17 protein-coding genes are annotated in these 20,200 nt (G+C 42.2%); all 17 read right to left on the bottom strand.

Annotated features, from left to right (window positions below; all coding sequences use genetic code 11):
- Nucleotides 1–5 precede the first annotated feature (5 nt).
- The 17 genes from ENTCL_RS22850 to wcaK all read right to left on the bottom strand — a co-directional run bounded on the left by ENTCL_RS22850 (nt 6) and on the right by wcaK (nt 20,197).
- Nucleotides 6–1,109: an acyltransferase family protein gene (locus ENTCL_RS22850; protein ID WP_013365665.1), complete on the bottom strand. Its 1,104-nt coding sequence runs from the start codon at nt 1,107–1,109 to the stop codon at nt 6–8.
- The gene (locus ENTCL_RS08270) at nt 1,099–2,490 is read right to left on the bottom strand and encodes a glycosyltransferase family 39 protein (protein WP_013365664.1); all 1,392 of its coding nucleotides are present in this window, start codon (nt 2,488–2,490) and stop codon (nt 1,099–1,101) included. Before ENTCL_RS08270 ends, ENTCL_RS22850 begins: the two co-directional genes overlap by 11 nt.
- Nucleotides 2,474–3,430: a glycosyltransferase family 2 protein gene (locus ENTCL_RS08265; protein WP_013365663.1), complete on the bottom strand. Its 957-nt coding sequence runs from the start codon at nt 3,428–3,430 to the stop codon at nt 2,474–2,476. Before ENTCL_RS08265 ends, ENTCL_RS08270 begins: the two co-directional genes overlap by 17 nt.
- Before the next feature lie 2 nt (nt 3,431–3,432).
- Nucleotides 3,433–3,783 carry a GtrA family protein gene (locus ENTCL_RS08260; RefSeq protein WP_013365662.1) on the bottom strand — a complete coding sequence of 117 codons (351 nt, stop codon included), beginning with the start codon at nt 3,781–3,783 and terminating at the stop codon, nt 3,433–3,435.
- Complete coding sequence (locus ENTCL_RS08255) at nt 3,767–4,858, bottom strand: glycosyltransferase family protein (protein ID WP_013365661.1); 1,092 nt, start codon at nt 4,856–4,858, stop codon at nt 3,767–3,769. Before ENTCL_RS08255 ends, ENTCL_RS08260 begins: the two co-directional genes overlap by 17 nt.
- Before the next feature lie 2 nt (nt 4,859–4,860).
- Complete coding sequence (locus tag ENTCL_RS23885) at nt 4,861–6,924, bottom strand: glycosyltransferase (RefSeq protein WP_013365660.1); 2,064 nt, start codon at nt 6,922–6,924, stop codon at nt 4,861–4,863.
- A gap of 17 nt (nt 6,925–6,941) precedes the next feature.
- The gene (locus tag ENTCL_RS24120) at nt 6,942–9,419 is read right to left on the bottom strand and encodes a capsular polysaccharide export protein, LipB/KpsS family (protein WP_013365659.1); all 2,478 of its coding nucleotides are present in this window, start codon (nt 9,417–9,419) and stop codon (nt 6,942–6,944) included.
- A complete protein-coding gene (locus ENTCL_RS08240) occupies nt 9,409–10,641 on the bottom strand; it encodes an ABC transporter ATP-binding protein (protein WP_013365658.1) in 1,233 nt (410 codons plus the stop codon). The genes ENTCL_RS24120 and ENTCL_RS08240 overlap by 11 nt, the downstream gene beginning before the upstream one ends.
- Complete coding sequence (locus ENTCL_RS08235; RefSeq protein ID WP_013365657.1) at nt 10,631–11,407, bottom strand: ABC transporter permease; 777 nt, start codon at nt 11,405–11,407, stop codon at nt 10,631–10,633. The genes ENTCL_RS08240 and ENTCL_RS08235 overlap by 11 nt, the downstream gene beginning before the upstream one ends.
- Nucleotides 11,408–11,416: 9 nt before the next feature.
- Nucleotides 11,417–11,971: a dTDP-4-dehydrorhamnose 3,5-epimerase gene (rfbC, locus tag ENTCL_RS08230; RefSeq protein ID WP_013365656.1), complete on the bottom strand. Its 555-nt coding sequence runs from the start codon at nt 11,969–11,971 to the stop codon at nt 11,417–11,419.
- 6 nt (nt 11,972–11,977) lie between these two features.
- Complete coding sequence (rfbD, locus tag ENTCL_RS08225; RefSeq protein ID WP_013365655.1) at nt 11,978–12,859, bottom strand: dTDP-4-dehydrorhamnose reductase; 882 nt, start codon at nt 12,857–12,859, stop codon at nt 11,978–11,980.
- Nucleotides 12,859–13,740 carry a glucose-1-phosphate thymidylyltransferase RfbA gene (rfbA, locus tag ENTCL_RS08220; protein ID WP_013365654.1) on the bottom strand — a complete coding sequence of 294 codons (882 nt, stop codon included), beginning with the start codon at nt 13,738–13,740 and terminating at the stop codon, nt 12,859–12,861. The genes rfbD and rfbA overlap by 1 nt, the downstream gene beginning before the upstream one ends.
- Before the next feature lie 13 nt (nt 13,741–13,753).
- On the bottom strand, nt 13,754–14,842 hold the full coding sequence (gene rfbB, locus ENTCL_RS22845) for a dTDP-glucose 4,6-dehydratase (RefSeq protein WP_013365653.1): 1,089 nt from the start codon (nt 14,840–14,842) through the stop codon (nt 13,754–13,756).
- 393 nt (nt 14,843–15,235) lie between these two features.
- Entirely contained in the window at nt 15,236–16,138 is a 903-nt protein-coding gene (galF, locus tag ENTCL_RS08205; RefSeq protein ID WP_044611922.1) for a GalU regulator GalF, read from the bottom strand.
- Between the two features lie 146 nt (nt 16,139–16,284).
- Entirely contained in the window at nt 16,285–17,691 is a 1,407-nt protein-coding gene (gene wcaM, locus ENTCL_RS08200; protein ID WP_013365651.1) for a colanic acid biosynthesis protein WcaM, read from the bottom strand.
- An 8-nt stretch (nt 17,692–17,699) separates the two neighbouring features.
- The gene (gene wcaL, locus ENTCL_RS08195) at nt 17,700–18,920 is read right to left on the bottom strand and encodes a colanic acid biosynthesis glycosyltransferase WcaL (RefSeq protein ID WP_013365650.1); all 1,221 of its coding nucleotides are present in this window, start codon (nt 18,918–18,920) and stop codon (nt 17,700–17,702) included.
- The gene (wcaK, locus tag ENTCL_RS08190; protein WP_013365649.1) at nt 18,917–20,197 is read right to left on the bottom strand and encodes a colanic acid biosynthesis pyruvyl transferase WcaK; all 1,281 of its coding nucleotides are present in this window, start codon (nt 20,195–20,197) and stop codon (nt 18,917–18,919) included. Before wcaK ends, wcaL begins: the two co-directional genes overlap by 4 nt.
- Nucleotides 20,198–20,200: the final 3 nt, after the last annotated feature.

Raw genomic sequence — 20,200 nt, 5'->3', positions numbered from 1 at the left:
CACGCTTATGATCTCTCTCGTAAATTAATCATATTGAATCTCACTGCCACTGAGGCAATACTGGGAATAATTTTTGCTCTTGTCAATTGAGTTATAGGCTTTTCAACACAATGCCACGAAAAAAAAGCAGCCGCAGCTGTTGCAATACAAATAAATGAAAAATAAGCAAAAAAGCCAGTCTGGCCAAACAGCGAAAAACTCATTTGGGATATTGGATAAGCATATAGATAAAAACCGTATGAGTAATCATGCTTGAGTTTTAAAAATCTTATCATCCCAAATGCATAGCCCGCTGAAATTACAACATATCCGATTAAAAATGGCATTACTTGTGGATTTATTTTCGCCCTATAAAAGAATAAAACGCTCGCAATAACAACACACAAAAATGGAGAAATAGGTATGTATTGCCTGTTAATATATAAAGCTCCTCCAATACAGAAGAAGTAAAACAAACCAACAGCGCCAGGAATTGGAAGTAATGACTGTACAAAACCTGGATGAATCGAATTAATAATTAATACAATGAAAAGACAAGCATTATATCTTCCAGGTGTTGATGTTATCCCTATAACGACAACAATCACGGCCATTATATATGCACGCACCTCAACAGGCAGTGTCCAAAGGGAGCCATTAATTGCATGATCTGGGTTATTTGAGAAAATATCAGGAAGAGTAAATACGAGAGAATCCAACAATGAATTTACTTTAATATAAGTCCATGAAGAATCCGAAAATACGAATGAAAAAAAGTTGACTTCTGATGATATCGGTATTATGAAAAAAATTGTTACTATATTTGCGATAACCAATGCAGGGAATATTCTTGTCACCCTGGCGATCGTATATTCATAAATAGTTCTTTTAATTGCACTTTGGAAAATAAAAAAACCACTTATCGTAAAAAAAATATAGACAGCTAATGTTCCAGAATAGATTCCAACCTTACTTGATAGTGGGTCCGCACCTAAACCGAATATATGATATGAATGTGCATACATAACAAGTAATGCAGCAAAAAGTCTAACAAAAGAAAAAATATCAGACTTCGAATTTATAGCCTCATCAAGGGAGATGATGTTGAAAAAACGATTATTACTTCTCATCACTTACCCCTGTCAATTTAACTCTACCATCAACATCTAGAAAAAGGTTGCACACTCTTTTATGATCCATTGTATTTAATACATTTTTGTTGAAAATAATGTCTTTTGGTAATGTCAAGTCATCAATGGTTTTACGAAATGATATTGCTCGTATCGCGATCCATACTTTACTACCAAATGCTGGTTCAATAAGATACTGGCAATGTTCATTTTTGGTACTACTTATAACTGAGTATAGTGTATTTACAAAATTATTTTGATAGCTACCAGAATCTACATAGTTTTTTTGCAGGTAAACACTATGGGTAAATAGGAGAGAAAAGAATACTACACTGAGTAGCCTATCGATACCATTACGGTAATAAAGAACGGCAATACCAAAAGCAAGAACAAAGCCGGATGTGTAGATATAATGTGGTAAGCTCATATCTAATATGAGAACAGGTATTGCCCCTACATAATAAAGTGCGATATAAAACAAATACTTTAAAAAAGAACCACGGCAGAGCAAAACGATAAAGAAGACATGAAGCGCAGCAGAAATAATGAGTTGGGTTCTATCATACTGCTCAAATAATCCGTGAATTTCTATATTGTCAAGTAAAAATGGAAATATAAAATATTCTAAAGCTCTACCTGGAAAATTACTTAACGATGTACCATAGCCACCTTGTTTAGGAAATAAATATTCAAATCGTAATACAAGATAAGTAATAACAACCAAAGAACACACTAAAAAAAAATTGACTCCCCAACGGTCTAAAATGTAACGCTTGTCACTGTTTAATAGAAAATTATACGCGAGGGATAAAAATATAACCGCTGGGTAGATAACCGCAGTTTCTTTAAACATTAATGAAACTATAAAAAATATAGATGCACTTATAAAAAATAGATATTTACTATTATTCCGACTGGCATTTGATGCTAAAAACAAGAAAAATGAGAGACTGCAGCACATAAACCAAAATATATCAGCAATCGTGCCAATCCAACCATTAACAAAAACAATAGATGGCATTACTGTACTGATCATTGCACTGAGAAATGCTACATTTTCATAAGCGAAATATTTGATAATAAAATAAAAAAGAATTGCATTAACTAAGCCACACAAAAGTAAGAAAAAATGAAACAGTTGAGGCACTTCATAAAGATAATAACTAGATGCTAGCCATATATTAAAATTTAGAGGGCGGTAGTGAAATTTATTATAGTCAAGCAAATGGAAATACTTTATCTCCATTAGATTGTTAGCTGAGATAGCTCTTATCCCCCAACCTATTTCATCATGACTGAAATAGCCAGCGTTCATGAACAAACCAATATTTGCTATTATGCCAAAAGCAATGATAATTGCAATTTTATTTACTGGCATCATTCTTCTCATCCTGATTACGGATTATATTTCTAATAATAAATTTTGGCCTTTGCTTACTTTCCATGTAACAACGCCCGAGATACTCACCCAAGACACCTATTCCAATCAATTGGATGCCACCCAAAAATAAAATAGCAACCATAATTGATGGATAGCCAGCAACTGGGTTCCCAAAAAACAGTTTTGATATTATTAAATTAGCGGCATAAAGAAAAGAGAATAAAGATATCGCCGCACCTAAGTAAATCCAAACTTTCAGTGGTGCTATACTAAATGAAGTAATGCCTTCAACTGCTAAATTCCAAAGCTTCCAACTATTGAATTTGCTATTTCCAGCAACTCGCGAACATCGTTTGTATTCTACAATTCCGGCTCTAAATCCTACCCAAGAGAATATTCCTTTCATGAAAAGCTGAGATTCAGACATTTTCGTAATTGATTGAACAACCTGCTTCCGCATTATCCGAAAATCACCTACATTTGCCTCGAGTTTTACATCCGATAGCTTATTATGTGTTTTGTAGAATAGCTCAGCGGTTTTCCTTTTAAGAAAAGAATCACTGCTCCTGTCAGATCGTTTAGCAAGAATAATGTCAAAGGATCCGTCCAACAACATATCAAACATGACTTCGATTAATTCAATGGGATCCTGGAGGTCAACATCAATTGGTACAATGAAATCAGCATCAACGGTACATAGACCTGCAAACAGGGCCTTCTCCTTGCCAAAATTGCGAGATAAATTCACCAATACTATACGATTATCATTTGAAATAATCTGACGAGCTATGTCCTCAGTCGCATCAGTGCTACCATCATTGACAAACATGATTTCAATGTTCATCTTTGACAAAAATTCATCACTTCTTATTGCCTGATAGAAAAGCGGAATTGCATCTTCTTCATTAAAAACAGGAACAATCAATGATGTTTTTTTCATAATTATTTGAACACTATATATTTTGAGTAGATAAAGCCCAGAATTAAACTCACACCAGAAAAAATAACTAAAGTAATAATTTTATTTATGAGAAACGTATCTGCCAAGGCACCTATTAAGAAACTGATCGAGCCTAGCCCCAGAATGAACAAAAAGTACCCGACCCTATTTGCTTTTTTCTTAAAATTGAACGTAGAGTTCATAAAATAGGAAAATGTGGAGGCAATAGCAAATGCAACCAAATTGCTATATGCCTGTAAAAGGCCTAAACTTCCACAGAGAAAAAAAATAATCCAATGTAATCCAGTATTTATAATCCCTATTACTGAATAAATCTTAAAATTTTTTAACACCCAAATATCCTTCAGTTAGAATGTTGAATCTATCCTCCCAAAAGATTGGCCTTTCTACTAGAGGTTCAACACCAGCTAAATGCTGTTCGAGAGTAACAGCAAGTCCGCTTTCAACCCTCCACCTCATCTCTCCAAATTTAGTGGAGATAACAGGTATGCCCGCTGCTACATATTCATAATATTTCACGGGATCTACAGATTCTGTAAGTTCATTAGTATGGAACGGAATGAGTCCATAAGTAAATGTACTCATTAGCTGGGGAACATCTTTATGGTCAATGGCTGGTCTAATGACTACATTATCCGGAATGTAATCAGGTCGTACATACAGTGGACCGACAATAACGATTCTGGCATCTGGTCGATTCTCAGCAAGGGTTGATATAAATTCCCAGTCAAACCACTTTGCAACACTACCAATATAGCCATAAGTTATGCCACTTTCAATGCCATTGCACTTTGTATCTCTAATCTTCCGCATATTGGAATAAAAACTCTCTGAACATGCGTTTCTGACCAGACAGGTTTCTTTAGCGCTAGCTCCAAATTTATTAAGCAGCCCTTCAGAGGAAAACATAGAAACGTTAGCCTTACTTAATAACATATTTAGAAGATGGGAGACGCTCTTTCTGGTACTCCCTGTAAAGAAATGTGGATAATCATCCATCACATCAGCAATAATACAGTTAAACTTAATATGGCGAATAACCTCAAGGCTTAACACGCTTGGCTTTCCAACTACTAAAATAGTATTATGCTTACCAATTATTTGCTTTAATTTCTTTATAAATCCATATATAGTTAACCAGTTTATAACCTTATATAGAATATTTAATGGCTCAATAGGTATAACATTACCAACTCTTATAACATCAATTTTATCATGTTTTAGAATACTCTTTGATTCCACACCAATGATTTTGGTTCTGATATCAGAGTACTTTGGAAATCTGGAAGGAAGGGGATCAACCCAGACTACCTTTTCCACATCACGCCCAGCCATGAAATCTGCAAAAAAATGAGGCCGCTGTGCAATGCTATCCCAATTAACAGGTGATAAGTAAACCACTATCATTCTTAATACACCCCTGGTCTATAGCTATGCGGTTTCCATTTTCCCCACTTGCTTTCAAAGACCGCTTGATTTTTTTGCATCAGCAACTCTTTTTGATTATTTTTAAGCTTGTTAAAGCTTGCAGAAAGGTGATGATGTACAAAAGAATCTTCTACCGCTGCCATACCCCAACCGGCTTGATCAACACGTTTGCAGTAATCATCATCCTCAAAGAACCCCAACCCATAGTCGAGAGAAAGGCCCCCAACCTTCTCATAAACTTCTCTTCGCATTGCCGCGCAGAAAAATGCGAGACAAGCCATTGGATAAATTTCATTTGCATGACTAGTAATATATCTAAGAGATTTGACTTGCATCTCCGACCAGCTCTGGTAGCTAATCTTAATCTTTGACTCGTTTCCGATGTTATTCGTAACAGGTCCCAGAAGCCCCATATCGGGGTACCGTTTAAATGCCTTAACTAACGCTCCCAGCCAGAATGGTGAAACGTAGGTATCATTGTTCAGCACAACCAGTATTTGGCCCGTTGCGTACTCAAGACCGACATTATTTCCTGCAGCAAAACCGACGTTATCGTCATTCAGTATAACTTTATAGCCTTTCTTACCCTCATAATGCTGCTGCAGATATGCCCTAGTATTATCTGTTGAAAGATTATCAACGATAATAACTTCGTAATTATCGTACTCAGTATTTCTCTCAATACTAAATAGGCACTCTTTAGTGAGATGAAGATTATTGAATGTAAGAACAATAATACTAACTTTTGGCTTCTTGATATCAAGCTTTATGATTTCATTGAGAAGTTGTTGAGCTCGACTTCTCCAGTCATGATTCTTTGCCCATGCTTTTCGAGCATCACAGAGTTTATCATTTTTTGATTCATCCATTGCTACGTTGATAAGTTCAATAAACTCCATTGACGAATCAGCAACGTGAACAACATCATTGATAGCTTTCACTTCCGGCATAGCCGTACAAACCACCGGTTTACCTGCAGCAAGATATTCATATACCTTTACCGGGTTGGTGCAAAGCGTTAACTCTATAAGCTTGAAAGGAATTAAGCAAACATCGAAATCCTGGAGGTAAGAGGTAAGCTGCTCATACGGAATCTCACCTAAAAAGTGAATATTCTCAACTTTTTTAGCCAGAGAAACATCACATGTTTCAGCACCAATCATTACAAAATCGTAATTTGGATATGCATTTGCTGCCTCAATCAGCAAATCCAGATCAAACCATTCAGCTATCGCACCATAATAGCCGACAACAGGTCTCTTTTTCTCAATAAAATGGAGAGAGGTTTTCCTGGAAAAAAATTCCACTTCGCAGCCATTTCTTATAATCACATTTTCGCGATGTTCCGATATTGTTTCAGATAAGCGCTGCGCCGTAGTGACTACCAAATCGGACGACTTAAGGAGGGTTTCTTCCTCCCGCAACATATCAGGATCATTATTTTCAAACCCAGCATGATGATCCATGCAATCATAAATAATATGGTTTGATGAACAAGACTCTGCTACTTTCCGCCAAAAAGGTAGATTAATAATAGAGCTGGTATAACCAAATCCAAATGCTTGTCTAGCCAGACAAACACCTTGAGTCAAAAAGGCGATTTGTTTATCTGACAATTTATCTTTATAAATATTAACATTATTATCATTAATATGCAGTTTGCATATCACAACATTTTCACAAGGGCTTCGCACTATGGAAAAACCAGGATGAGTGCTTACATGGAAGGTGGTCGTAAAATAAATAACTCGAGAACCAAGCGCCCCTAATTCTCTGGCCAAATGCTGTGGCCTCTGGACTCGAAACTCCCAATCAATTACCGGAAAAATTAACAGATCATGCCCATCCTTGCTACGCTTCATTTGATGCAGACATGAAATATCACCTCTTACAACTGGTTGTATCTTACTTTCAGATTCAGCGCTCGGGTCATCTAACTTGATTCCGCGAGCGAATTGATACGCTTTTTTTACCCTATCACGTGATTTTGGTGACATTTTATAGTAGATAGGGCGAAGCGTATTTTTTATTTTGGCCTTCATCATATTTTTCCTACAATTCTTCATTTTTTAAAAAACGCATTTCTAATAGCAGCTATTTTCCGTGTAAGTGGATTGTTAAATATCCGCTCATACTTTTGAAGTTTCGTATTCAGCATCTGCGCCCACTCTGAAACCTCGATAGCCCTCCGCTCAGTTTCTTTTAATTGCTCAACCCAAGCTTCATAATTCCGAATAGTGTTCTGAAGGACTTTATTTTGATATCTATTAACCTGAATCTCCCTATCTTTAAAATAAGAACCACTATCGAAAAAGTATTGAGTGCCGGAGAAATGATTTATTTTTTGCAGTAAATGCCGACGAATATGAAACTCTGCGTTAAAGAATTTTTGTTCTGAGAGAAAGTAGTTATGATATGTAAGATATACAAACTTATGCAGCAAGTCGGGATCAATTCTCTTTTCTTCGATGACAGGGATCATTGAATCCTCTTCGAACGCTGAGAAATCATTCACTAAATCATCAACACAGTATGGTGCGTTGCCAAATGTAAATATTGTTTTTCCAGCTAGCAATGCTTCAAAACCAACAGAAGAGTTAATCGTGAATACATGATCTGAGATGGCTATCAATTCACATGTAGAAAACTCATCAACAACTATTGGATAATCTTTGACATATAAACTGCAATTTTTATCGCCGGGATGTTTCTTAATAATAAACTGCAGGTCATCGCGCTTAAATCGTAAACAGAGGTCAACAAATTGCTGCATTGACGTGAATTTTGAGCCCGCAACTATATTTGAATCATCTTCTACTTGCAATGCTATCAATACGGTTTTCTTATTCGATAAAGAAAGCGCTTTATGTATTTCCGCTTTTCTTTCATCGCGAATTACATAATTAGCCTTTACCTCTCCTAAAGTTAACCGCGCTATTGTTTTTTCATTCTCAGACAATGTAAAATTATTAAACTGTCGCCAAAAGTTTTTCAGGTTACTAGTGGCATTTACTCCAGAGGCGTCGCTGTAGTAAATAAGTGGATTGGGTGACCGTGATAATCCCAATTCATTGAAGTATGCCGCTATAGCTTTTTCACTACAAATATTCTTTAGAATCCCATCGAAATTCCAACAAAAAACAATTTCAGGATTAATATCTTCAAGTATGTTAGTGACAAATAAGCTATGCATTTCATCATACTGAGTTAGGAGAGTTCTCTTCCACCGTTCGAACCAAATCCCATCATCATATGAGATATTGTAGGCTTGTGGGGAGATCGTAAACCAACCATCATTAGATATTTTTTTTGCTAACTCATCGGTAGCTACAAAAACAATATTCCAATCTTGTGCCGCAAAAGATGCAGCTAAAATCCTATATTTTTCATAGATGCATTCAAATGTTAAAGCGCTGCCTCGTATCATAAACGGAAGTAAATAGAATAATACTGTATTCTTTTTAATTTTTTCTATAACTACAGTAGAACCAGCCTTTATAATTGTATTAGGAGGAATATTTTCTTTTACTACCACACCAGCCCCAATCACGGAATTATCACCAATGACAACACCTTCTAGGATCGAAACATTGCTACCAATCCAGACATTTGAACCAATAGTAACTTTCTTGAAAGACATCCCTTGTTCAGAAACTGGAACATTATCCTTAAAATGATGCGATGATGACGTAATAATAGTGTTTGCACCAATTAGCGTATCCGAGCCAATTTCAATATCACCCGTTGCATTTAGCCAACAGTTGTATCCTATTACTGTATTTTTCCCAATAACAAGTCTCCCACGATTATGGTTTTCCAGAACAGCGTTGTCCCGAATTTGGACACCATCGCTAAAGATATAAATTCCATCATTAAACGTTGGTTTATAAATAACACTTTCTGCAACTTGTGCTGATATAGAAATAGATGACTGAAATCCATTATCATTCATTATACAAGTCTCATATTTTGTCTCGTGAGGTTTGCTATAATTATCAGGTAGGTTACTTCTAATAGGATATTGGCAAATAGCAATTACATTACCCCATTCAATAGGGTCATCCGTGCGATGAAAGAGCTCTTGATTTTGAATATAAATATCAAGATGATAAAAGTGTTGTTTAAGTAGTAAAGTAACTGCGCTATCGGTTGCGAATGATATTATTAGCTGTCCATCGCTTTTTAATAACTTTGCTAATTCAGGGATTAATCGATTGAGCAAAGATTGATGATATTGCTCTAAATTTAATAGAACTATTGCGTCAGGACTAATAATGTCAGTAGGGAAGTTTACATTATCTCCGCATTCAGTAAAATCTGGGACGTAGTCAAAAATCTTTTCACAGCAAGAGGATAAGTAGTTATGTCCTACTCCCGAAGCATCACCACAGTTCAATACTGTCATATCTTTTGTTAATTGCCGGGAAGCAAATTGATATCGAGACATTAAACTATGGATAAAATTGTCGTCAATCGAAGTTTTCTTAATAACTAAATCTTCAGCTTTTGGATAAATTAGTGTATCACTCTTAGTCGTCATTAATCGAATCCTCATACTGGAGTATTCTTGGATTCATATTTATAAAGCCAAATGTTTTAGTGCTACCGACTACGCTAAGAATTTTCATACCCCAACGATGGTCGTGCTCTTCATATGAACTATTGTGAAGAGTATCAGCCAAGCCAGCATTGATCGTATATGCCCCAACAGCTAAATGATTGGGTACCTTGACGGTAATGGTTCGCTTTCCTTTTCCAGGGCTAATGCTTAACCCCATATTTTTGTTATTGAACCCCCAAACGTCAATCCCTGAAGTATTTCTTAATGCCAGTGTGAATATTGGATTATTAAATTCAATTGTTAATTCCAGAGTGATTTTAAAGATGAGATCCTCACCAGCGTTAACTTCAGCAACATCATCAGCGTTTTCCGTACACACGATGACTTCACTAACCTTCCCTCCTCCAGTACCAAACCGATATTCCGAACGTAATATATCCTGACTTTTGAGCCATTGTATTTCCTTTGTTTTCATCAATTCCATATACGAATTAACAACAACATCAGGTTTATCATCTAGTAAGAGACATCCTTTATCGATGAGAATTGCACGATCGCACGTATTCCGTACAGCAGTTAAATCGTGCGATACAAATAGTACTGTCCCTCCTCTTTCCTGAAAGAGTTCAAATGCTCTATGGCATTTAGTCTGGAACAGGTAATCACCTACAGATAATGCCTCATCTACGATCAATATATCTGGATTAACGTTAATCGCAACAGAAAATGCAAGGCGAACAAACATTCCGCTAGAATATGTTTTAACTGGGCGCTGGATGAAATCACCAATTTCTGCAAAATTGCAGATATCATCAATGCGGGTTTTAATAACATCCTTGTCAATACCCAGGAGCGAAGCATAAAGAAATATATTCTCCATGCCTGTAAACTCTGGATTAAAGCCGGCACCAAGCTCCAGCAAAGCAGCAACTCGGCCATTAACGTTAATGGTTCCTCTTGTTGCTTTTAATGTTCCGGCGATAAGTTGAAGTATAGTAGATTTACCTGCACCATTAGCGCCAACGATTCCAACCCTTTCACCTTTTTTGATTGTAAAACTGACATTATTGACAGCTGTAAATTTCCCAATTTCTGCGTTATTAGTATTAGTCAGTAAACTATAGACATTATGAAATGGGGATTTGTACTGGAAAAACTCTTTTGTAAGATTGTCTATTTCAATTAAGTTTTCACACGACATCAGCGAACCCTCTGCTTAATCTGTTAAATACCCAACGTCCCAAAAGGAAAATTACAAAAGCTGCTGTACAATATGCTGCATATCCGTAGACGGAGAAAGATTCCACATGAAATGCAATAGCACGATACTCTATGACAACTAATGAGACGGGGTTCAGATAGACAATCCATTTCACCACATCAGGAAAGACACTCATGGGAAACAGAATTGGACTCACAAATAGAAACAAAGTCGAGGCCAAGTTGACAACATGAGTAATATCTTTAATAAATGCTCCAAGAGAACTAAAAAGATATGATATTCCCAAAGTTAAAATCATAAACGGAGGTAACACTATCACTAATGCGAAGATCACCTTAAATATATTCCCACCAGTAACAAGAACTGCAATCGATAAAAGTGCCGCTCCAATAAGTAAATTAAAAATTTGTGAAAGAAAATTTGATATAACAAGAACTTCTAGCGGGAATACAACTTTTTTTACATAGTTAGCATTACCGCTGATTAACTGACTACTCGAGGATAGTAATTCAATAATAAAAAAATGAAATATCAAACCAGAAAAAAGAATAATGGGATAGCTTGCCAGCGACTCTCCACCCCATTTTGTTTTGAAGGCAAATCCAAAAATGAAAGTGTATACTGCGAGAAGAAACAAGGGGTTTAAAAAGCTCCAAAAAACCCCAAGAATAGATCCCTTATATTTTAAATATATATTTCTTTTTGCTATCTGAAAAACCAAATCTTTTACATTCGTGCTGCTCATACACAAGCCTTATAATTCTAAAAACATCTTTAATGTAACACCATTCATGTCTTTTTCAGACAGTATCAAAGGTACTGTTTCATCAAGCGGCCAATCAACTCCGATAGCAGGGTCATTCCAAATGATGGAATGTTCAGCTTTAGGATTATAAAAATCTGTGCACTTATAAATAAACTCTGCTGTATCGCTTAATACATAAAAACCGTGAGCAAATCCTTCAGGAACCCACAACTGTCTTTTGTTTTCAGCCGATAGCTCAACCCCCACCCATTTACCTAATGTAGGTGAGTTTTTACGGACGTCAACGGCCACATCAAATACGGCACCAACACCGACACGGACAAGCTTACCTTGGGTATTTTCGCTTTGAAAATGTAACCCACGTAAGATTCCTTTCTTAGACTTTGAATGATTATCTTGTACAAATTTTGTGGAAACACCATTAGTCACCAGTTCTTCAAATTTTTTCTGGTTCCAGGTCTCCATAAAGAACCCGCGATCATCACCAAAAACGGTGGGTTCAATAATTTTGACTTCTTCAAGCTGCGTATTAATTACTTTCATTTGAATTTAACTCTTATAATCTGCAATTGAATTCAATGCGATCTGCCAATCGCTGGCCTGAATATCAAACTCTTGAGTAATCCGCTCCGTATTTAATTTCGAATTTTTCGGACGCTGTGCAGGTGTCGGATAATCGGTAGTCGCAATATCAATTACTTGGGGTATATCAGCAAGCACATTTTTATCTTTTGCTTTATTAAATATTTCTCTGGCAAAATCACTCCATGTGACATGCGGTAGTCCAGAATAGTGATACAGACCATAGGCTACGGTCTCCTCCTTCATGAACTTAACAGCGATTGCTACAATTGCTTTTGCGATATCGCCTGCGTAGGTTGGTCCACCCTGCTGATCGGAGACCACTTTCAATTGTTTATTTGTTTTGGCGAGCCGTAACATAGTTTTTACAAAATTATGTCCATGCTCTCCAAAAACCCAAGCAGTTCGGATGATAATATATTTTGCGCATGAGGCTATTATTGCATTTTCACCATCAAGTTTACTTCTTCCATATACTGAAACGGGCCCAGTCTGGTCAGACTCAGTATAGAGACCTTCTTTTGTACCCGGAAAAACGTAATCCGTAGAGATGTGAATTAATAGTGCACCTACTTTTGTAGCCGCTTCAGCAAGATTCTTCGCACCAATATGATTTATAGAATATGCCAACTGTGATTCTGCTTCTGCTTTATCAACAGCAGTATATGCGGCAGCATTGATGATTATGTCTGGTTTTTTTTCTGAAACAATATTGTTGACCTGTTCTGTGTCAACAATGTCCAATTGCTCTTTATCAAATGCCAAAAGCTCAACATTGGATATTTTTTTTAATTGCTCAGCTAAGCAATAACCTACCTGACCGTTACAACCTGTTAGTAAAACTTTCATTACTTTTTCCTAACTTCATCAGCAACCAAGTTTATTAAATATTGGCCATAATCATTCTTTTTCATTGTAAGACCAAATTCTTTTACTTGCTCAGCGCTCAACCAACCATTACGCCATGCAATCTCCTCAAGACACGCAACTTTCAGTCCCTGAACATTTTCGATTGTTTGCACGAATGAAGACGCCTCATGCAAACTTTCATGTGTTCCTGTATCCAACCAGGCAAATCCGCGCCCCAAAATCTCGACATGCAACGACCCATCTTTGAGGTACATGTCGTTTATGGACGTAATTTCTAACTCTCCACGCTCGGATGGTTTTACTTTTTTAGCAAACTCCACAACTCGATTATCATAAAAATATAATCCTGTTACTGCATAATTCGATTTAGGTTTAGCTGGTTTTTCCTCAATCGAAACGGCACACATTTGCGAATCAAATTCGACAACACCAAACCTCTCAGGGTCTTTCACCTGATAGCCAAAAACGGTAGCACCATAGGTTTTCATTGCCGCTTGAGATAGAGATTTGCTAAACGACTGGCCATAGAAAATATTATCACCTAAAACCAGGCACACATTGTCCTTGCCAATAAATTTCTCGCCAATCAAAAATGCTTGTGCCAACCCGTCCGGACTTGGCTGGATCTCATATTGAAGATTAACTCCAAAATGGCTACCATCTCCGAGCAAACGTTTGAATGACTCGTTATCCTCAGGGGTTGTGATAATCAAAATATCTTTGACCCCAGCCAACATTAATGTTGAGAGAGGATAATAAATCATTGGCTTATCATAAATTGGCAATAATTGCTTTGAAATCCCTCGAGTAATAGGATATAAACGAGTACCAGAGCCACCAGCTAAAACTATACCTTTCATCATATATCCTTAATTACTCTGCCAGTCCATTATGCCCACTGCTGTAGGAGCCATCCATTACTCGTTGCCACCATTCTTTATTATTTAGATACCAAACCACAGTTTTTTCGATCCCAGTTTCAAACGTTTCAAGCGGTATCCAACCTAATTCATTTTTAATTTTGCTTGCATCAATAGCATATCTCAGGTCGTGACCAGGACGATCAGTCACATGCGTAATTAATTGAGAAAAACTATTTATTCCATTTGGTTTGTTGCTGATAATTTTATCCAGAATAGCGCATATGGTATTTACTACATCAATGTTACGACGCTCATTGTGCCCACCTATATTGTAGGTTTCGCCATTTACACCCTCCGTCACTACCTTATACAATGCTCGGGCATGATCTTCGACATACAACCAATCACGGATTTGTGTGCCATTGCCGTATACCGGCAGAGGTTTTCCGGCTAAAGCGTTAAGAATAGTAACTGGAATTAGTTTCTCAGGGAAATGATAAGGGCCATAATTATTTGAGCAATTAGTTACAACGATAGGTAAGTTGTAGGTACGATGCCATGCACGGACGAGATGGTCGCTGGATGCTTTTGAAGATGAATAAGGGCTGCTCGGCGCGTATGCGGTTTGTTCCGTGAACAACGGTAAAGTCTCGCCCTCAGCTATCTCATCCGGATGGGGTAAGTCACCATAAACCTCATCCGTAGAAATATGATGAAAACGAAATGCTGATTTTCTTGCCCCCTCCAGAGTAGACCAATAGTTTCTGGCAACCTCAAGCAAATTATAAGTGCCTATTATATTTGTCTCGATAAAAACAGCAGAGCCTGTAATTGAACGGTCTACATGACTTTCCGCAGCCAGATGCATTATGGCATCTGGCTGGTATTCATTAAATACTCGTTCCATCTCAGCTCTATCACAGATATCAACTTGTTCAAAGCCATAGCGTTCACTATTCTCGATTTCTGTGAGAGATTCCAAATTACCTGCGTAGGTCAGTTTATCAACATTGATTACTGTATCAGTTGTATTTTTTATAATATGTCGAACAACTGCAGATCCAATAAAGCCTGCGCCACCAGTTACAAGTATTTTCACGATATCTTCCACTATTAATCTATAAAGACACACATTGAAGAGAATATGCTGCAAGAATTTTACTTCGAATATACCTGAAAAGCATGCATGCTACCGCCCCTGGCTCTACAGCTACCAGTGTACTGCTTGCTGCAATCAGAGACGTCAGCATCCGTATTTATCTGGGCACAACCGATATCGATTGATTTTCGAGTAATACCGCGAGCTATTTTCTTCTTAAACGCCCTTGAAAACAAGGAAAAATCTTATAACTTTCATCGAGATTCAACCTTCCTGAAAGAGCGTTACTAATTGATTTATCGCTAAAAATAAAAAATGGCAGTGAGAAAAATCTTATGCACCGCGTGCATACCTTCGTTCCCAACTGCCATTCGTTGTAATTTTATTTAAGTCTTATGTCCGCGACTCAGACAACAGCTTTTCGATGCTCTTCCTGAACTTCGCGCCTTCCTTCAGGTTGCGTAACCCATACTGCACGAAGGCCTGCATGTAGCCCATCTTCTTACCGCAGTCGTACGCTTCGCCGGTCATCAGCATCGCATCAACGGACTGCTTTTTCGCCAGCTCGGCAATCGCGTCGGTCAGCTGAATGCGGCCCCAGGCGCCCGGTTCGGTGCGCTCAAGCTCTGCCCAGATATCGCCGGAGAGCACGTAGCGGCCCACCGCCATCAGGTCGGAATCCAGCGTCTGCGGCTGGTCCGGTTTTTCGATAAACTCGACGATACGGCTCACTTTCCCTTCATTATCCAGCGGCTCTTTGGTCTGGATAACCGAGTATTCGGTCAGGTCTCCCGGCATATGCTTCGCCAGCACCTGGCTGCGGCCGGTTTCGTGGAAACGCGCCACCATGGCCGCCAGGTTATAGCGCAGCGGGTCGGCGGTCGCGCCGTCGATAACGATATCCGGCAGCGCCACCACGAACGGGTTATCCCCGACGATCGGACGCGCGCACAGAATAGAGTGCCCCAGCCCCAGGGGTTGCGCCTGGCGAACGTTCATAATCGTCACGCCCGGCGGGCAGATAGACTTTACTTCAGCAAGCAGCTGGCGTTTTACGCGCTGCTCCAGCAGAGATTCAAGTTCATATGAGGTGTCGAAGTGGTTCTCAACCGCGTTTTTGGAAGAGTGAGTAACCAGGACGATTTCTTTGATCCCTGCAGCAACCACTTCGTCGACGATGTACTGAATCATCGGCTTGTCGACGATCGGTAGCATCTCCTTCGGGATGGCCTTGGTGGCAGGGAGTAAGTGCATCCCCAGGCCTGCTACCGGGATAACTGCTTTCAAATTAATCATGTTCATATCCACCTATGAATGGTTGAGGAATTATAGCCAGTTGAAATGTTTTATCCAGCATGTTTTTTTCATGATACCCACCAGAATTAGGGAAAACTTCAGGTCAAATCTGAGAGTTACGTCATAGCCTCAGGAATAGTCGTAAATTATTTTCCCGGCAGGTGGAAATTTATCCGACTGGCGTTCACCGTCTGCTGGTCTACCCGGTCGATATCGACGGAATATTGACCGCTTTCATTCACCGCACTGATGTCAACCATCGACAGCAGCGTATCCTCGCGCGCCATGAACTTGCCGCGAACGTCCTTGCGCAGGTCAAAGTTCATCGACAGCGCCGGGCCGCGGCTGGCGTCCTGCATCACCCTGATGTTGCGCATAAAAAGATGCTGGGGTTTGTTATGCAGTTCCAAAGAGGCGCGCTTCAGCTCCAGATTGATGAGCGAAACGAACGACGGCGTATTGCCGGATGAAATCTGAATTCCACGCAGCCGGGCCGGCGTTGCAGTATTATCAAGATGAATATCGCTTAAGGTGAAATTCTGCGGTATAGACAAATAGTTACCTTTGATAACACCATAGCCAATAAGCATCCCCGCACTATTAACCATATTTACATTAGCAATAACGAAATTATCACATCCATATATCGCCACCGTGGCGTTATCAATACCGGCCTTTTTACTGTAATCCGGAGTAATATCTTTTGCCGTTATATTACGAATAATAAAGTGTTTACCATTTTCAACGTGAACCAGCTGACGGCAGCGGCTGCCGGTGATATTGGCCACCACAAAGTTCTTCACCGCCTGATGCTCCGGATAGCCGTTATCGTAGGTGCTGCCCGCCAGCCCAATGCCTATCCCCCAGTTCGTTTTACCGTTCGTGCAGTCGATGTTGTCGATCACATGGTCAGAGATAAGGATATTGTTATCATTAACAGCCACGTTCCACTCAATGGCGTCGCCCTGCAGGTCGCTGAAGCGGCCGTTGGTGATGCGCACGCCGTCGAGCGCATTGTGAAATCCCTGGCGCAGAATGGCGTAGTTGGCGTTGGAAACGGTAATCCTGTCGATAGTCAGGTTGCGCAGCGCCGCGCTATTGTCTTTGCCGCCGATAAAGATCTGCGCCACCGGGCCGTAGCCGCTCATGCTCACGCCGGAGATAACGCAGTCCGAGCCGCGCACATCGAGGCAGATATTATACAGGCTCCCACCTTCGCCAATGACCCGGCAGCCATCCTGCAGCGCAAAACGCCCGCGGCCGTTGCCTTTCAGCGCGCCGGCAATCCGCAGCGTTTTTCCCGGGGGAATGATAATGCCGGTATTGATGTTTTCACACACCACCTCCGCCGGCACATCGACCACATCGCCCTCGGCAAAGGCCCGGTTAAAGGCCTGGATGACGTCGACGTCGGGACGGTAGCTGCGGATGTCCACGCGGGTGCTACGCCCGAGGGCCCGGGCCGCGGGCGCCTGAAGAAGCGGTAGCGCGGCCAGCGCCGAACCCGCGGCAATAAAGGAACGTCGGGTGAGATAACGCGTTTTTTTCTGCATATAGCTCCTTACAGCGCCTGCAGCAGGCAGGCCAGCCGCCGGTTAATCACCTGCTGGTTAAACTCCGCCTCCACTTTTTCCCGCGCGCGCTGCACGACAGGCCCCAGCCCGGAAACGTCGGCGGTGCTGAGTTCGCTAAGCTGACGGGCAAGCGCGGCGGCGTCGCTCTCTGCCACCAGCCAGCCGGACACGCCGGAGTCGATAAGCTCCGGAATACCGCTGTGTCGGGTGGAAACCACCGGGATCCCCACCGCCATCGCCTCCATCAGCGCCACCGGGATCCCCTCCATATCGCCATCGGCCCCGGTTATCGACGGTAGCAGGAACACGTCCGCCGCCTCCAGCATCGCCTTCACTTCGTGGCTCGGCCGGAATCCCGGCATCTCCACCACCTCTTCCAACTGGTACTGTTCGATAAGCGTACGTAAGCGCCGCTCCCACGGTCCCAGCCCCAGAATGCGGTAGTGAAACCGTACGCCCTGCGCCTTCAGCTGCCGACAGGCGTCGATCGCCACGTGCAGCCCCTTTTTCTCCGTCAGGCGCGCGACGGAGATAATCTGCAGCGTCTCGCCCGGCGCCCTCAACGGGCGCTGCGCGAAGTTATCCATATTCACGCCCATCCGGGAAACCGCCACTTTGCTCTCCGGGCAGCCCATAGCGCGCAGTCGCGCCGCCCACAGGTCGCTGATGGGCAGCATCATGTCGCCGCGACGAAACAGCTGCTGGTACTCCGCGGTATAGCGGCGCAGCACATCGCGGCTTGAGATATCAATCCCATGAAAAACCGTGGCGAGTTTGCCGCGGACCGCGCCAAGCTCGCGCAGTTTGGCGGCCGTCACCCCGGCCGGGCCAAAGTGGGCGATAAACACGTCGGCCGTCAGCGGCGCGCCGAGGCTGGCGCAAATCGACGACAGGATCAGGTTGCGGGCCTCATCGCCGTAACGGCTGATGCTCAGCGCCCGCCAGGTGGATCGCCGCCCAAGCCCCCGGAGCGTCGCAAACGCCCGCCGACGCAGTTTTGCCGCTTTTCCGGCAGGCTCATCCTGCAGCCAGCGCGTTTTCTCTGCCAGAGCATAGCGGGTAAAAGCCTCATGGGTATGGGTCAAATCGCCTTTTTGCAGGGCGACAATCTCCACCTCGTGCCCCATCTCGATAAACGCCACAATCTGGTTCAGCACGAAGGTTTCCGAGGCGAGAGGGAATTTCAGCAGAAAGAAGCCGACCTTCATTGCCCCTCCCCGACCCGGCGCAGCACCGAACTTACCATCTGCATACCATTTTCTCGCTCGGCCTTCACCGCAGCGCGCAGGCGGTCGTTAATCGCCGGCAGCTGCCCCAGCGTATCCGTCACCATGTCGCTCAGGCTGCCATCCAGCAGATGGTGAATGTCGATCGCCATCTCCGGCATGCCGAGCTGCTGCATAATCCCGGCGGACTTGTGCTCATAGTTAATGGCGATGGCCGGCGTGCCGAAGTTCATCGAGATAATAGCCGAATGCAGACGCGTGCCGACCGTCAGGCAGCAGGCGCCAAGAATTTTGCCCATCTCCAGATCGTTAAGCTCATCCATCACCACGTGATACTGCGCCGGGTCGTTCAGGTACTGGCGCAGGCTGAGCGCCACCATGCGGTCATCTTTGTTATAGCTGTCGATGCCGGTGCAGGTTGACAGGACTATCGCCTGGTAGCCCGCCGCAATAATCCGGTTCACAACCTCCGCGAACGCCTGCTCGTAGGCCTGCTGCGTCGTACCCAACCGCTTATCAAACGGCGCCAGCTCGCGCAGGGTGATCGCCACGCTTTTGCGCTTCGCAATCTGCTGCAGCCAGTGGTTCACCGCATAGCTGGCGACAAAATCACCGTCGTGGTGGTCGACAAGCCAGGCCGTATCCACCCCCTGCTCAACCCGCCGGGTGGTAATGTCGCTGCGCTGCATCAGGTTCAGGCTGACCGATTCGCGCAAAATCAGCGCCTCGCACTGGCCAAACACATAGTTCGCCAGCTGGTTAAACTGCGGCTCCTGGAACGGTCCGACGCTATGGCCAATCATGTACAGCGGTTTTTTCGCCATAAACGCGCACAGGGCATGCTCAAACTGCGGCACGCCGTAGAGATCGACAAAGAACGAACCGCCGACCTGGATAATGGCGTCGTAGCGGCTGAGCAGACGAACAAAATCGGTAAACCCCTGGGCGATGGCGATATTGCGCAGCTTGCCGGTGTCGGTCACCCGCGACAGCAGCACCTGGTGCTGATAGCGGCGGCGCAGCGCCTTCTTCACGCGCCCCATCACGCCCGCGGCGGTATTGTGCCGCTTCATCTGCGCATACAGCGGGTCGCCCATCACCGGGCGGTTCAACAGCCAGGAGGAGCTCACCGGATAGCGGCTCATGACGTCGACGTCGGCGTCCGGCTCAAGCGTATGAATGGCATCCAGCAGGCCGCGCAAAATGGCGCTGTCGCCGCGGTTTCCGCAGGTATGGTTGCCAAGAATCAATAATTTCATAAT

Source organism: [Enterobacter] lignolyticus SCF1 (genome assembly GCF_000164865.1).
Lineage (GTDB): Bacteria > Pseudomonadota > Gammaproteobacteria > Enterobacterales > Enterobacteriaceae > Enterobacter_B > Enterobacter_B lignolyticus.
Note: the sequence above shows the minus strand (reverse complement) of the source record. Positions and strands in the feature narration are given on the sequence as shown.

Coding starts and splice junctions, on each gene's coding strand:
- ENTCL_RS22850 (WP_013365665.1), bottom strand. CDS start 1,109: ATGAGAAGTAATAATCGTTTTTTCAACATCATCTCCCTTGATGAGGCT.
- ENTCL_RS08270 (WP_013365664.1), bottom strand. CDS start 2,490: ATGATGCCAGTAAATAAAATTGCAATTATCATTGCTTTTGGCATAATA.
- ENTCL_RS08265 (WP_013365663.1), bottom strand. CDS start 3,430: ATGAAAAAAACATCATTGATTGTTCCTGTTTTTAATGAAGAAGATGCA.
- ENTCL_RS08255 (WP_013365661.1), bottom strand. CDS start 4,858: ATGATAGTGGTTTACTTATCACCTGTTAATTGGGATAGCATTGCACAG.
- ENTCL_RS23885 (WP_013365660.1), bottom strand. CDS start 6,924: ATGATGAAGGCCAAAATAAAAAATACGCTTCGCCCTATCTACTATAAA.
- ENTCL_RS24120 (WP_013365659.1), bottom strand. CDS start 9,419: ATGACGACTAAGAGTGATACACTAATTTATCCAAAAGCTGAAGATTTA.
- ENTCL_RS08240 (WP_013365658.1), bottom strand. CDS start 10,641: ATGTCGTGTGAAAACTTAATTGAAATAGACAATCTTACAAAAGAGTTT.
- ENTCL_RS08235 (WP_013365657.1), bottom strand. CDS start 11,407: ATGAGCAGCACGAATGTAAAAGATTTGGTTTTTCAGATAGCAAAAAGA.
- rfbC (WP_013365656.1), bottom strand. CDS start 11,971: ATGAAAGTAATTAATACGCAGCTTGAAGAAGTCAAAATTATTGAACCC.
- rfbD (WP_013365655.1), bottom strand. CDS start 12,859: ATGAAAGTTTTACTAACAGGTTGTAACGGTCAGGTAGGTTATTGCTTA.
- rfbA (WP_013365654.1), bottom strand. CDS start 13,740: ATGAAAGGTATAGTTTTAGCTGGTGGCTCTGGTACTCGTTTATATCCT.
- galF (WP_044611922.1), bottom strand. CDS start 16,138: ATGATTAATTTGAAAGCAGTTATCCCGGTAGCAGGCCTGGGGATGCAC.
- wcaM (WP_013365651.1), bottom strand. CDS start 17,691: ATGCAGAAAAAAACGCGTTATCTCACCCGACGTTCCTTTATTGCCGCG.
- wcaL (WP_013365650.1), bottom strand. CDS start 18,920: ATGAAGGTCGGCTTCTTTCTGCTGAAATTCCCTCTCGCCTCGGAAACC.
- wcaK (WP_013365649.1), bottom strand. CDS start 20,197: ATGAAATTATTGATTCTTGGCAACCATACCTGCGGAAACCGCGGCGAC.